This window comes from Nitratidesulfovibrio sp. SRB-5 (assembly GCF_019931275.1).
GTDB lineage: Bacteria > Desulfobacterota > Desulfovibrionia > Desulfovibrionales > Desulfovibrionaceae > Cupidesulfovibrio.
Window position 1 is genome coordinate 476,557 of the sequence record NZ_JAIOTY010000001.1, and the last position, 13,427, is coordinate 489,983.

Annotated in this window: 11 protein-coding genes; 10 read left to right on the top strand and 1 reads right to left on the bottom strand. The window is 66.5% G+C overall.

Annotated features, from left to right (window positions below; translation table 11 throughout):
- Window positions 1–178: 178 nt before the first annotated feature.
- A complete protein-coding gene (locus tag K6142_RS01830) occupies window positions 179–1,546 on the bottom strand; it encodes a LeuA family protein (protein WP_190244909.1) in 1,368 nt (455 codons plus the stop codon).
- A 605-nt stretch (window positions 1,547–2,151) separates the two neighbouring features.
- Between K6142_RS01830 and nifH the strand changes: the two genes are divergently transcribed.
- From nifH to nifB, 10 genes are all read left to right on the top strand, one after another.
- Window positions 2,152–2,982, top strand: coding sequence for a nitrogenase iron protein (gene nifH, locus K6142_RS01835; RefSeq protein ID WP_015946240.1), 831 nt, complete (start codon window positions 2,152–2,154; stop codon window positions 2,980–2,982).
- A gap of 101 nt (window positions 2,983–3,083) precedes the next feature.
- Complete coding sequence (locus K6142_RS01840; protein ID WP_015946241.1) at window positions 3,084–3,434, top strand: P-II family nitrogen regulator; 351 nt, start codon at window positions 3,084–3,086, stop codon at window positions 3,432–3,434.
- Window positions 3,431–3,805, top strand: coding sequence for a P-II family nitrogen regulator (locus K6142_RS01845; protein WP_015946242.1), 375 nt, complete (start codon window positions 3,431–3,433; stop codon window positions 3,803–3,805). Before K6142_RS01840 ends, K6142_RS01845 begins: the two co-directional genes overlap by 4 nt.
- A gap of 18 nt (window positions 3,806–3,823) precedes the next feature.
- The gene (gene nifD / locus K6142_RS01850; RefSeq protein WP_190244908.1) at window positions 3,824–5,458 is read left to right on the top strand and encodes a nitrogenase molybdenum-iron protein alpha chain; all 1,635 of its coding nucleotides are present in this window, start codon (window positions 3,824–3,826) and stop codon (window positions 5,456–5,458) included.
- Between the two features lie 21 nt (window positions 5,459–5,479).
- Complete coding sequence (nifK, locus tag K6142_RS01855) at window positions 5,480–6,856, top strand: nitrogenase molybdenum-iron protein subunit beta (RefSeq protein ID WP_190244907.1); 1,377 nt, start codon at window positions 5,480–5,482, stop codon at window positions 6,854–6,856.
- Between the two features lie 299 nt (window positions 6,857–7,155).
- Window positions 7,156–8,394 (top strand): radical SAM protein, encoded by a 1,239-nt coding sequence (locus K6142_RS01860; RefSeq protein WP_223380731.1) that lies wholly within the window; start codon window positions 7,156–7,158, stop codon window positions 8,392–8,394.
- Between the two features lie 24 nt (window positions 8,395–8,418).
- Entirely contained in the window at window positions 8,419–8,721 is a 303-nt protein-coding gene (locus K6142_RS01865; RefSeq protein WP_007526572.1) for a (2Fe-2S) ferredoxin domain-containing protein, read from the top strand.
- 210 nt (window positions 8,722–8,931) lie between these two features.
- On the top strand, window positions 8,932–10,356 hold the full coding sequence (gene nifE, locus K6142_RS01870) for a nitrogenase iron-molybdenum cofactor biosynthesis protein NifE (RefSeq protein ID WP_190245910.1): 1,425 nt from the start codon (window positions 8,932–8,934) through the stop codon (window positions 10,354–10,356).
- A 10-nt stretch (window positions 10,357–10,366) separates the two neighbouring features.
- The gene (locus K6142_RS01875) at window positions 10,367–12,031 is read left to right on the top strand and encodes a nitrogenase component 1 (protein ID WP_223290470.1); all 1,665 of its coding nucleotides are present in this window, start codon (window positions 10,367–10,369) and stop codon (window positions 12,029–12,031) included.
- A gap of 20 nt (window positions 12,032–12,051) precedes the next feature.
- Window positions 12,052–13,335 carry a nitrogenase cofactor biosynthesis protein NifB gene (nifB, locus tag K6142_RS01880; protein WP_190245909.1) on the top strand — a complete coding sequence of 428 codons (1,284 nt, stop codon included), beginning with the start codon at window positions 12,052–12,054 and terminating at the stop codon, window positions 13,333–13,335.
- Window positions 13,336–13,427 lie beyond the last annotated feature (92 nt).

The following is a 13,427-nucleotide window of genomic DNA, read 5'->3' on the forward strand; positions in this document are numbered from 1 at the left end:
GGACGGCCCCTGTAGCAGAAGCCCGCTGTTCGCAGCGCCGCCATGGCACGGCCCCGCTCCTGGCGGACGTGGCCATGCCTGTTCGGTCGCGGTCAGGCGGGCAGCGGGCCGAGGAGAAGCGCCGTCAGCATGGCGCAGGCCATGACTACGGCCACGGAGGTGCAGAGCAGGCGCATGGTCATGCCTCCCTTCCGGACGCCATCGGCACGGGGCCGAGCCGATGCGCACCGGTGTGGTCGGGGTGTCGGTGGGGGCCGGTTGCCGCACGATCTGTTGCGGGCATGCCGGTAACAACCTGGGCGGACTCTGGGCCGGATTGCGGGGGAATCCCGTTGGCGGGAAGGGCGCGGGCCTTTGCCTGTGCCGTGGGGGCGTGGCCGGTGATGTCCGGCTGCCTGCGCGGTTCGCGGTGCTTTCCGAGCTCCGCCACTTCCGCGAGCTCCGCCGGGGTCAGCGGGCGGCGCAGGGTGGCGGAAAGCTCGCGCACCGCCTCGACGATGGCGGGCAGTTCGTCCGGTGGCGGCAGGATGGAAAGCTCGGCCAGCGCGGCGGCAACGGCGCCTACGCCGCTTTTGCGCCCCACGCCCATGCGGCGGCTGTCGCCCACCAGTTCCGGGGGGAATGGTTCGAACAGGCTGGGGTCGCGCCGCACGCCATGGGCGTGCAGTCCGCTTTCCACGGCAAAGATGTCACGCCCGGCCACGGGCCAGTGGCGCGGCACGGACAGCGAGGCGGCCTGGGCCACCTGGCCGCACAGCTCGCGCAGGGGCGCCAACTCGAACCTGGCCCTGCCGCGCACCACAAGGGCGGCGGCCAGTTCTTCAAGCCGGGCCACCCCGGCCCGCTCGCCAAGCCCCAGAACCGAAACGTCGGCGCAGTCCGCCCCGCATTCCAGCGCGGTGAGGGCGTTGGCTGTGGCCATGCCGCAGTCGTTGTGGAAATGGGTGCCAATGGATACCCGGCGCGCACGGGGGGCCGTGCCGTCCTGGCGGGCCCCTTCCAGTTCCGCGCGCAGCGCGCGCACCACGTCCGCCACCTCCAGCGGGGTGTACAGCCCCACCGTGTCGCTCAGGCGTACCCGGTGCGCCCCGTGCGCGGCGGCGTGGCGCGCCACGGCGAAGACGAAGGCCCGGTCCGCGCGCGAGGCGTCCTCCATGCCCACGGTGACGTGTTCGATGCCCAGCATGCGCGCCTCGGCCAGGGTGGCGGCCAGCAGGTCCAGCAGGGCGGGCCTGCCGATGCCCAGCCGCCGGGCCAGATGCGCGTCGGAAACGGGCACGCCCACGCATACCCGGCGTGCACCGCAGGCCACGGCGGCACGCAGGTCTTCGGGGCGGCAGCGGCACCATGCGGCGGCGGCAAGGGCGGGGGCCACGCGGGCCGACAGGGCCAGCATGTCCGCAAGGTCGTCGCGTCCGGCCCAGCCCACCTCGACCTCGGGCACGCCCACGGCGGCAAGGCCGCGCAGGACGCGCTCGCGGTCGGCCATGGACAGATAGGTGCCGAAGGACTGTTCTCCTTCGCGCAGGGTGGTGTCGAGCAGCATGCGGCCTCCCTGAAGAATGGCGGAGCCGCCCCGACCTCTGGGTGGCGGCGGTGGAAGAGGGCGGGGCGGACATCCGCGTGAACCGGATGCGCCTTGGTATGCATCGCGGATGCCAACCAGACCGCCCATGGCGACGCAGGCACGGCTCTTCCCTTCTCCGTGCCGGGCGTTTTCAGGAGCCGTGCGGTTCGCTCCCGGGAAGCGTGTCGCTGATTTCCCTTGTCATCCGGCATATTGCGCGCGCTGACACGGCGCCACATCCCTTCGTGCCGGTGCCCCGGCCCGCGCCGTACCCGCGTGCCGCAAATCCTGCCGTTGCCCCGCAGCACCCCTCTGGTTGTCCCCTCCATGCCCCGCTCCGACCCTGTCGGGAACAACGCATTTGTCGCATGCGACAAAATGGTCGCTGCGTGCGTGTCGCGTCCGACGTGCGCGCCGATCGCCTGCTGCGTGAATAAGGCGTGTATTTTTGGTGTGTTGGTGCGTTTTGTCCGCACTGGCACGGGGTTTGCCCTATGCGTGTCGTTGCATGGGCACGCCAGTCACGGCGAACACACCCCGGCCAATCCACCCCCCGGCCGGGCGTGAATCTTCAGGAGGATATCATGAGAAAGGTGGCCATCTACGGTAAGGGCGGCATCGGCAAGTCCACGACCACGCAGAACACCGTCGCGGGTCTCGCGGAAGCTCTGGGCCGCAAGGTCATGGTCGTCGGCTGCGACCCCAAGGCCGACTCCACCCGTCTGCTGCTGGGCGGCCTGGCCCAGAAGTCGGTGCTCGACACCCTGCGTGACGAGGGCGAGGACGTGGAACTCGATGATATCCGCAAGCCCGGCTACTCCACCACCCTCTGCGTGGAATCGGGCGGTCCCGAACCGGGCGTCGGCTGTGCGGGCCGCGGCATCATCACCTCCATCAACATGCTGGAATCCCTTGGCGCGTACGAAGAAGACCAGAAGCTGGACTACGTGTTCTACGACGTGCTCGGCGACGTTGTGTGCGGCGGCTTCGCCATGCCCATCCGCGACGGCAAGGCCGAGGAAATCTACATCGTGTGTTCCGGCGAGATGATGGCCATGTACGCGGCCAACAACATCTGCAAGGGCATCATGAAGTACGCCGAATCGGGCGCGGTGCGCCTTGGCGGCCTTATCTGCAACTCGCGCAACGTGGACAACGAAAAGGAAATGATCGAGGAGCTGGCCCGCAAGATCGGCACCCAGATGATCTACTTCGTCCCGCGCGACAACCAGGTGCAGCGCGCCGAAATCCACCGCCAGACCGTCATCGAGTTCTCGCCCGAGCACGGCCAGGCCCAGCACTACCGCAACCTGGCGAAAGCCATCGACGAAAACCAGATGTTCGTGGTGCCGAAGCCCCTCCAGATCGCGGAACTGGAAAAGCTGCTGATGGATTACGGCCTGTTCGAAGCTTAGGACCAACCGCCACGGCAGGCCTTGCTTCGCCAATGAGCGAAGCCTGCCCCGCAGACAGCCCCAAGCCGGGCCAACCCCACCCAATCTGAAGGAGAACGGCGATGATGATCATGGTTCGTGCCATCGTGAGACCCGAAAAATCCGACGACGTTCTGGCCGCCCTCATGGCCGCGGGCTTTCCGGCCGTGACCAAGATGTCCGTGGCCGGGCGCGGCAAGCAGCGCGGCATCAAGATCGGCGAAATCACCTACGACGAAATTCCCAAGACCCTGCTGATCAGCGTGGTGAAGGCCAGCGAAAAGCAGTTCGTCATCGACACCATCATGGAAGCGGCCCGCACGGGCGCCAAGGGCGCCTTCGGCGACGGCAAGATCTTCGTCACCCCGGTTGAAGAGGTCTACACCATCAGCTCCGGCGTGAAGGAACCCGACATCGAGGAGGCCGCGGCATGAAGGAGATCATGGCCGTAGTGCGCCTGAACAAGATGAACCAGACCAAGAAGGCTCTGACCGAGGCGGGCGTGAACGGCTTCTACGCCCACGAGGCCTTCGGCCGGGGCAAGGGGCTGGTCAGCAGCGACCTGCTGGAAGGCGCCAAGGAAGGGTTCGAAGAGGCCGTGGAACTGCTCGGTGAAAAGGGCAGGTTGTATTCCAAGCGCGTGGTCACCGTGGTGGTGCCCGACGACCAGGTCAGCGACGTGGTCGAGGCCCTGATCAAGGTGAACCAGACGGGCAAGCCCGGCGACGGCAAGATCTTCGTCACCGCCGTTCCGGAAGCCCACCGTGTGAGAACCGCCGAGCACGGCGACAAGGCCATACTCTAGCGGTCAGGAGAGGACACCATGGCACTGAAGCACAAGAGCATCCCCGACGTCGCGACCGTCAAGGAAGAGCTGCTCAAGAAGTATCCCACCAAGGTCGCCCGCAAGCGCGCCAAGCAGATCGTCATCAACGACGTGAAGGACGGCGACGTGGTGCCCGAGGTACAGGCCAACGTGCGCACCACGCCCGGCATCATCACCATGCGCGGCTGCACCTACGCGGGGTGCAAGGGCGTTATCCTTGGCCCCACCCGCGACATCGTGAACATCACCCACGGGCCCATCGGCTGCGGGTTCTATTCGTGGCTCACCCGCCGCAACCAGACCAAGGCGCCGCTGGAATCGTCCGAAAACTTCATGCCCTACGCCTTCTCCACGGACATGCAGGACGAGGACATCATCTTCGGTGGTGAAAAGAAGCTGATCGCGGCCATCCAGGAGGCCTACGACACCTTCCACCCCAAGGCCATCGCCATTTTCGCCACCTGTCCCGTTGGCCTCATCGGCGACGACATCCACGCCGTGGCCCGCAAGATGAAGGAGAAGCTCGGCATCAACATCTTCGCCTTCAGCTGCGAAGGGTACAAGGGCGTCTCGCAGTCCGCGGGGCACCACATCGCCAACAACCAGATATTCACCCACGTGGTGGGCGAGGACGATACCCCCAAGCTTGGCGAATACAAGATCAACATGCTGGGCGAGTACAACATCGGCGGTGATGCCTTTGAACTGGAACGCGTGCTGGAAAAGTGCGGCATCACCCTGGTGTCCACCTTCAGCGGCAACTCCACCTACGAGCATTTCGCCACCGCCCACCAGGCCGACCTGAACGCCGTCATGTGCCACCGTTCCATCAACTACGTGGCCGAAATGATGGAGACCAAGTACGGCATCCCGTGGATCAAGGTGAACTTCATCGGCGCCGAATCCTCTGCCAAGTCGCTGCGCAAGATCGCCCAGTACTTTGGCGACAAGAAGCTGATCGACCGGGTGGAAGAAGTCATCGCCGAAGAAATGCCCGCCGTGCATGCGGCCCTGGAAGACGTGAAGCCCTTCACCGAAGGCAAGACGGCCATGCTGTTCGTGGGCGGCTCGCGCGCCCACCACTACCAGGACCTGTTCACCGAAATGGGCATGAAGACCATCGCCGCCGGGTACGAATTCGCCCACCGCGACGACTACGAAGGCCGCAAGGTCATGCCCACCATCAAGGTGGATGCCGACAGCCGCAACATCGAGGAAATCGAGGTCGCGCCCGATTCCACCCGCTTTGTCCCGCGCAAGTCCGACGAAGACCTGAAGCGCCTCGCCGAGGAAGGCTTCACCTTCAAGGATTACGAAGGGATGATGCCCCAGATGGAGTCCAACACCCTCGTCATCGACGACCTGAACCAGTACGAGGCCGACAAGCTGATCGAACTCCTGAAGCCCGACGTGTTCTGCGCGGGCATCAAGGAAAAGTTCTCGGTGCAGAAGATGGGCGTGCCCATGAAGCAGCTGCACAGCTACGACTACGGCGGACCCTATGCGGGCTTCAAGGGCGCGGTGAACTTCTACACGGAAATCAAGCGCCTGGTCACCAGCAAGGTCTGGAGCGACCTCAAGGCCCCCTGGGAAGAAAACCCCGAGCTCTCGGCAACCTACGTCTGGGAATAACGGGCAAGGAAGGGAAACGACATGCTGCTCAGACATACCCCGACGGAAATCAAGGAGCGCTCGGCGCTCAACATCAACCCGGCCAAGACCTGCCAGCCCATCGGCGCCATGTACGCGGGCCTGGGCATCAAGGGCTGCCTGCCGCACAGCCACGGCTCGCAGGGCTGCTGCGCCTACCACCGCAGCACCCTGACCCGCCACTACAAGGAACCCGTGTCGGCGGCCACCAGCTCGTTCACCGAAGGCGCGTCCGTGTTCGGCGGCCAGGCCAACCTGTTGCAGGCCATCGAGAACATCTTCTCGGTGTACGAACCGGAAATCATCGCGGTGCACACCACCTGCCTGTCCGAAACCATTGGCGACGACCTGAACCAGATCGTCGACAAGGCGGTGAAGGAAGGCAAGGTGCCCGCGGGCAAGCAGGTGATCTTTGCCTCCACGCCCAGCTACGTGGGTTCGCACGTCACCGGCTTCTCCAACATGGTCAAGGGCATGGTGAAGTGCCTGGCCGTTGCTTCCGGCAAGAAGAACGGCAAGGTCAACATCATCCCCGGCTGGGTGGAACCTGCGGACATGGAGGAGATCAAGCGCATCGCCGGCATGATCGGCGTGTCCTTCACCATGTTCCCCGACACCTCTGGCGTGCTCAACGGCCCGCTGACCGGCGAGTACCACATGTTCCCCGATGCGGGCACCCCGGCAGAGGACATCCGCGCCGCGGGCGATGCCATCGGCACCCTGGCCCTTGGCGAATGGTGTTCCGCCGATGCGGCCCGCACCCTGGATGCGCAGTGCAAGGTGCCCTGCCGGGTGCTGGACCTGCCCATCGGCCTGAAGGCCACCGACCGCTTCATCGACGCCCTGCGCACCGTGGCAGGCACCTCGGTGCCCGACACCGTGAACTTCGAACGCGGCCAGCTCATCGACGTCATTTCCGACTACCACCAGTACTTCTTCGGCAAGAAGGTGGCTCTGGTGGGCGACCCGGACCAGCTCATCGCGCTGACCGAGTTCCTGCTGACGCTCGACATGCAGCCCGTCCACGTGGTTACCGGCACGCCGGGCAAGAAGTTCGAGGCGCGCATCAGGGAACTGTGCGCGGGCAAGGGCTTTGACGTCAACGTGCGCGCCGCGGGCGACATGTTCCTGCTCCACCAGTGGATCAAGAACGAGCCCGTCGATCTCATCATGGGCAACACCTACTGCAAGTACATCGCCCGTGACGAGGACATTCCCCACGTGCGCTTCGGCTTCCCCATCATGGACCGGGTGGGCCACCAGTACTTCCCGGTGACGGGGTACAAGGGCGGCATCCGGCTGATGGAAAAGATCCTGGGCGTCCTGCTCGACCGTGCCGACCGGGATGCGCCGGAAGAGAAGTTCGAACTCGTCTACTAGGGCGTGTGGTCACGAGCGTCCTTTTGCCCTCTGCCTGACCGACCCGAAGGGCGCGAAGCGTGCCCGTTGGGCGAGCTTGCGAGCCCCACGGACATCGAGCGCAAAGCGGTCAGAACAAGTTTTTATTCCGGTCACGTACGGGAAGAGTACGCTCCCTCCGTAAAAAATTGTTCTTCCTTGGCAGAGCACAAAAATCCTGCTCGTGACGACACACCAAGCACCCGCATCCTTTCCGCCCGGCGCCGTTTGACACCACACGGAGCCACCCGGCGCCGGGCGGAGAACCCCACGGAGACACCATGAGCGGCGCACCCCACTGTATGCACACGAACGGACGTCCCGGCGGCTGGCTGCTGCTGCCCGTGGCGCCGCGTTCCAACGCCCGCAGCCGCCATGGCGATCCGGGCGTGAGCACCCCGTGCGCCTGCGGAACGCAGCCCGCATCCCCAGCCATGCTGCCGCACGAAGCGCTGGAACACCTGCGCACGGTCATGGAATCGGGCGCGGTGGTGAACACGGTGGGCGTTGCCGGCCCCGGCGACCCGTTTGCCGTGCCCCACCGCACTCTGGAAACCCTGCATCTGGTGCGCGCCGCCTACCCGCACATCACCCTGTGCGTGACCACCAACGGCCTTGGCGTGGCCAGCCATGTCGCCGCCCTGACCGAGCTTGGCGTTGGCCACGTCACCCTGCTCATGGACGCCGTGGACCCGGAACTGGTGGACACCCTGTATGCGTGGATACGCCCCGGCACCCGCACCCTGCGGCCCGGCGAAGGCGCCGCGCTGCTCGTGGACGAGCAGGCCGTGGCCCTTGCCGCGCTGGTCAGGGCGGGCATCGAGGTGACGGTGTGCGTCACCGTGTACCCCGGCATCAACGACGCCCACGTGGGCGACATTGCCGCCGCCGCCAAGGTGCTGGGCGCCTCGGGCATCTACGTGCTGCCCTTCGTGCCTGCCGACGCCGCCGCAGGCCCCGTGCCCGCCGCCGACGCGGCCACCATGGACGCCGCCCGCAACGCGGCAGCCGCCTTTCTGCCCGTGCTCGACGCCTCTGCCCGCGACGGCCTGCCCGTCGCGCGGCGCACCGGCATGGGATGCGGCGAACCCGTGGCCGTCACCGCCGGTTCCGGCCTGCCGCTGCCCGGCGGCAACCGCCCGTATGTGGCCGTGGCCAGCAGCGACGGCTTTGAAGTGGACGAACACCTTGGCCACGCCCGCCAGTTTCTGGTGTACGGGCCAAAGGATGGTCCCCAGACCGGTTCCATGGCCAGTTCCATGACCGGTCCGGTGGAGCTTCTGGGCGTGCGCCCGGCACCGCCCGCCGGTTCCGGCGACGCCCGGTGGGAGGCGCTGGCCGCCGTCCTGTCCGACTGCGCCTACCTGCTGGTGTCCAGCGCGGGCCAGCGGCCCGTGGAATGCCTGGCGGGCAAGGGGCTGCGCGTCATCCAGACCGAAGACAACATCGAAGGCCTCGTGGACGTGCTCTACGGGGGTGGCAAGAAAGGCAAGAACCGCGGCAAGGGCCGCACAGTCTAGGTATTGCAAGGGAGAGGAAGGACCATGCCCAAGCCGACGCATCAGATTCTCGTGTGCCAGAGCTTCCGTCACAAGGGCGAACCCAAGGGCGTCTGTTTCAAGCAGACCGACGGGTTCCTGCAGTACCTCGAAGAGGAAATCCTTGATCGCGGGCTGGACATCCTGGTCACCGCCACCGGGTGTCTGAAGGCCTGCGAGGAAGGCCCCGTCCTCGTGGTGCAGCCGCAGAACTGGTGGTTCAAGGGCGTGGACAGCCACGACGCCATCGATGCCATCCTCGACGGCATCGAAGACGGCGAACCCAATGCCGACTACCTGATGTACTGAGGAAGAATTTCCGGGGGAAGGGACCCTTTGCGGCAGCCGTTGGGCGAGTTTGCGAGCCTTACGGATGGCGACCGCAGAGCGTGAAAGGGTCTCCTTCCCCCGGACCCCCATCCCCCCAAACTTTTCAACGGGGGGGCCGCAAGGAACAGCGGGAAACGCCACAGCAGGACAACACAAGATTTCGCGCAGCTACGACAAAGGGGAAAGACCATGACCACCGCAACCGCACCCAACGTTACCGCCACGGCAGAATGCCGCGACGCGGATCTTCTGGACGAACGGAAGAAGCAGGTGCACCGCGCCGGGCAGGGTCCCATCGACATGGCCTGCAACCGCGAGAGCCTCGCGGGGGCCGTCAGCCAGCGCGCCTGCGTGTTCTGCGGCTCGCGCGTGGTGCTGTACCCCATCGCCGACGCGCTGCACCTGGTGCACGGCCCCATCGGCTGCGCCGCCTACACCTGGGACATCCGGGGGGCGCTTTCGTCCGGGCCGGAACTGCACCGCCTGAGCTTTTCCACAGACCTGCAGGAAAAGGACGTCATCTTCGGCGGCGAAAAGAAGCTGGCCGCCGCGCTGGACGAACTGATCGACCTGCACAATCCCAAGGCCGCCTTTGTCTACTCCACCTGCATCGTGGGCCTGATCGGCGACGATCTGGGCGCGGTGTGCCGCAAGATGTCCGAGAACAAGGGCATCCCGGTCATTCCCGTGCAGTCGGAAGGCTTCAAGGGCAACAAGCGCGAAGGCTACCTTGCCGCGTGCAAGGCCATGTTCCGGCTGGTGGGCACCGCGCCCACGGACGACGTTTCGCCCCTTTCCGTGAACATCCTCGGCGACTTCAACCTGGCGGGCGAAATCTGGATCGTGCGCGGCTACCTTGCGCGCATGGGCATTCAGGTGGTGGCCAACATCACCGGCGATGGCCGGGTGGACGACATCCGCCGCTGCCACGGCGCGGCCCTGAACCTGGTGCAGTGCAGCGGCTCCACCATGGATCTGGCCAAGATGATGAAGGAAAAATACGGCACCCCGCACCTGCGCGTGTCGTACCTGGGCATCGAGGACATGGCCGATTCGCTGTATGCCGTGGCCGAACATTTCGAATCCGTGGACCCCGGCATCGTGGAACGCACCCGCGACCTGGTGCGCGAGGAACTGGCCGCCCTCATGCCGCGCCTGCGCGACATCCGGCGCGACCTTTCCGGCAAGCGCGCCGCCATCTACGTGGGCGGTTCGTTCAAGGCGTTCTCGCTGATCAAGGCCTTCCGGCACATCGGCATGAACGTGGTGCTGGTGGGCTCGCAGACCGGCACGCAGGAAGAATACCGGGAACTGGAAACCGTGTGCGACCCCGGCACCGTCATCATCGACGACGCCAACCCGCTGGAGCTTTCGCACTACGTGCGCGAACTGGACGTGGACGTGTTCGTGGGCGGCGTGAAGGAACGCCCCATCGCCCACAAGCTGGGCGTGGGCTTCTGCGACCACAACCACGAGCGCAAGATCGCGCTGGCCGGTTTCGAGGGCATGTACAACTTCGCCCGCGAGGTGCACGCCTCGGTCATGAGTCCCGTCTGGCGGTTCGTGCCCCGCCGGGCCAGGCGCGCCGCCACTCCCGCTGGCGCGGATGCATAGGGGGTGTGCCATGACGCTTGATTTCGTTGAACCCGAAGGCACTTGTGCCAGTGGCGATGCCGTGTCCTGTGACTGTGGCAGTGACTGCGGTGGAAGCTGTAGCGAATCCGCCCCGCGCGGCTGTGCTGACGACTGCGCAGACGGCTGCGGCTGTTCCGGAACCCCGGAAGCCGGTGCGGACGACCGCTGCCTGGCCCCGGTTGCGCTGAAGGCCGCGCCGTCAGGAGCGGTTCCGGGAACGGCGGCCACCAGCGGCGGCAAACCCGGCAAGGCCCCGCGCCCCAAGCGCCCCGACTTCGTTTCCACCACCAACGCCTGCAAGCTGTGCACGCCGCTGGGGGCCATGCTGGCCTTCCGGGGCGTGGAAGGCGCCGTGCCCTTCCTGCACGGTTCGCAGGGCTGCGCCACCTACATGCGGCGCTACGTCATCAGCCACTACCGCGAGCCCATGGACATCGCCTCGTCCTCGCTGGGCGAAAAGCAGGCCGTGTACGGCGGGGGGCCCAACCTGAAGAAGGGCATCCTCAACGTCATGAAGAAGTACGACCCCGTGCTGGTGGGCGTTGCCACCACCTGCCTCACCGAGACCATCGGCGACGACGTGGGCGGCTACCTGCGCGAATTCCGCAACGAATTCGGCGACCTCGACCTGCCGGAAATCGTCCACGTGCACACGCCCAGCTACAACGGCACGCACATGGAAGGCTGGAACGCCGCCGTGCGCGCCCTGGTGGACCAACTGGCGAAGGAGAAGGTAGAACCCCACGGCAAGGTGGCCCTGCTGCCCGGCTTCGTTTCCCCGGCGGACCTGCGCCACCTGCGTGACCTTGTCGCCGATTTCGGCTCCGACGCGGTGATCCTGCCCGACCTGTCCGACCCGCTGGATGGTCCGGCGCTGGAAGACTACACCCCGCTGCCCGAGGGTGGCACCCCGCTGGCCGACATCCGCGCCCTGTCCGGCGCGGCGGCGGTCATCGAATGCGGCCGCTCGCTGGCCATGACCCCCACCGGTTCATCCGGCTCATTCGGCTCCGCTGGCCCGGCCACGGCGGGGCGGGTGCTGCACGAACGCTTCGGCCTGCCGCTGCACGCCGTGGGCCTGCCCATCGGCCTGCGTGAAACCGACGCCCTTGTCGCCGCGCTGGAGGCCATTACCGGCAAGCCCCTGCCCCGCAGGCACGAACTGGAGCGCGGGCGGTTCGTCGATGCCCTGGTGGACGGCCACAAGTACGTGTCCGGCAAGCGCGCCGTGGTCTACGGCGAGGCTGATCTGGTCATCGGCCTTGTCTCCCTGCTGACCGAGATCGGCGTGCACACCGTGCTGGCCGCCACCGGCACGCGCGGGGCGCATCTGGCCGAATCCGTCGCCGCCGTCACCGAAGGCATGCTGCCCGCAATGCCCACGGTCATCGAGGGCGCGGACTTCGAGGAAATCGCCGACACGGCGGAAGGACTTTCGCCCGATCTCTTGGTGGGCAACAGCAAGGGCTACCGCTACGCCCGGCAGTGGAACATCCCCCTCGTGCGGGCGGGCTTTCCCATCCACGACCGCTTCGGCGGCCACCGCCTGCTGCACGTGGGCTACGTCGGTGCCCAGGCCCTCATGGACCGCATCGTCAACGCCGTCATCGAGAAGACCCAGAGTGATAGCCCTGTAGGATATTGCTATCTTTAGGAATAGCGAAGGAGACCGCCATGAAGCCGCTGCGCACCACCCCCCCCGGCCATCCGTGCTTTGATCACAACAGCGCCTCGTCCTGCGGTCGTGTCCATGTTCCCGTGGCGCCCAGGTGCAACATCCAGTGCGGGTACTGCAACCGCAAGTACGACTGCGTCAACGAATCGCGCCCCGGCGTGACCAGCGCGGTGCTTTCGCCGCGCCAGGCCCTGGAGTACGTGGACAAGGTGCTGGCGGCGGACCCGCGCATCACCGTCATCGGCATCGCCGGCCCCGGCGACCCCATGGCCAACCCGGCGGAAACGCTGGAAACGCTGCGGCTGGTGCATGAAAGGCATCCCGAACTGCTGTTCTGTCTCTCGTCCAACGGCCTTGGCCTGCCGCCGCATCTCGACCGGCTGAAGGAACTGGGCGTCACCCACGTCACCGTCACCATCAACGCGGTGGACCCGGCCATCGGCGAAAAGCTGTATTCCTGGGTGCGCGACGACAAGGTGGTCTGGCGTGGCCGCGAGGCGGCGGAATTGCTGCTTGCGCGCCAGCTCGAATCGGTGCGCGGCCTTGTGGAGCGCGGCATGGTCGTCAAGGTCAACACCATCCTGGTGCCCGGCGTGAACGACCACCACGTGGAAGAGGTGGCGCGCGTGGTGGGCGAACTGGGGGCCACCATCCAGAACATCATTCCGCTGAAGCCCACGGCGGATACCCCGCTGGCCCACCTGCCGGAACCGGACGCCGCCGCCGTCAACGCGGCGCGCAAGGGCGCGGGCGGGCACATTTCGCAGATGACCCACTGCAAGCGCTGCCGCGCCGATGCCGTGGGCCTGCTGCACGAGGACAAGTCCGCCGAGATGGCCGAAACCCTGCGCGCCTGCGCCGCCAGCAAGACCGAAGAAGCGGAACGCCCCTACGTGGCCGTGGCCACGCGCGAAGGCATGCTGGTCAACCAGCACCTGGGCGAGGCCGCCCGGTTTCAGGTCTGGGGGCAGGGGGCGAGCGGCTTCTACCTCGTGGAGGAACGCCTTGCGCCCAAGCCCGGCTGCGGCCCGGAACGCTGGAAGCAGGTGGCCCATACCCTGCGCGATTGCCGCGCCCTGCTGTGCGCCGCCTTTGGCGCGCACCCGGAAGGGATTCTGGTGGCCGCCGGGGTGAAGCCCGTCGAGGCCTCCGGCTTCATCGAGGATGCACTGGAGGTGGTCTTCGGCAACGGCAACACCGCTCCGTTGCGTGGCCGCAAGGGCGGCGTGGGCAAGACCTCGTGCGCAGGGGGCGGGTGTCGCGGCACCGGCGAGGGCTGTTAGTTTTCGCAAGTTCTCCGTGTGCTGGCTTCGTCAGAAGGTGTCGCTTGCTCCGGTCACGCACCTTTAGTGCGCTCCCGCCGCAACCGCCTCGT

Excerpts from the sequence above, each read along its gene's own strand:
- K6142_RS01845 (WP_015946242.1), top strand. The coding sequence starts at position 3,431 with ATGAAGGAGATCATGGCCGTAGTGCGCCTGAACAAGATGAACCAGACC.
- K6142_RS01860 (WP_223380731.1), top strand. The coding sequence starts at position 7,156 with ATGAGCGGCGCACCCCACTGTATGCACACGAACGGACGTCCCGGCGGC.
- nifD (WP_190244908.1), top strand. The coding sequence starts at position 3,824 with ATGGCACTGAAGCACAAGAGCATCCCCGACGTCGCGACCGTCAAGGAA.
- K6142_RS01865 (WP_007526572.1), top strand. The coding sequence starts at position 8,419 with ATGCCCAAGCCGACGCATCAGATTCTCGTGTGCCAGAGCTTCCGTCAC.
- K6142_RS01830 (WP_190244909.1), bottom strand. The coding sequence starts at position 1,546 with ATGCTGCTCGACACCACCCTGCGCGAAGGAGAACAGTCCTTCGGCACC.
- nifK (WP_190244907.1), top strand. The coding sequence starts at position 5,480 with ATGCTGCTCAGACATACCCCGACGGAAATCAAGGAGCGCTCGGCGCTC.
- nifB (WP_190245909.1), top strand. The coding sequence starts at position 12,052 with ATGAAGCCGCTGCGCACCACCCCCCCCGGCCATCCGTGCTTTGATCAC.
- K6142_RS01875 (WP_223290470.1), top strand. The coding sequence starts at position 10,367 with ATGACGCTTGATTTCGTTGAACCCGAAGGCACTTGTGCCAGTGGCGAT.
- nifE (WP_190245910.1), top strand. The coding sequence starts at position 8,932 with ATGACCACCGCAACCGCACCCAACGTTACCGCCACGGCAGAATGCCGC.
- nifH (WP_015946240.1), top strand. The coding sequence starts at position 2,152 with ATGAGAAAGGTGGCCATCTACGGTAAGGGCGGCATCGGCAAGTCCACG.
- K6142_RS01840 (WP_015946241.1), top strand. The coding sequence starts at position 3,084 with ATGATGATCATGGTTCGTGCCATCGTGAGACCCGAAAAATCCGACGAC.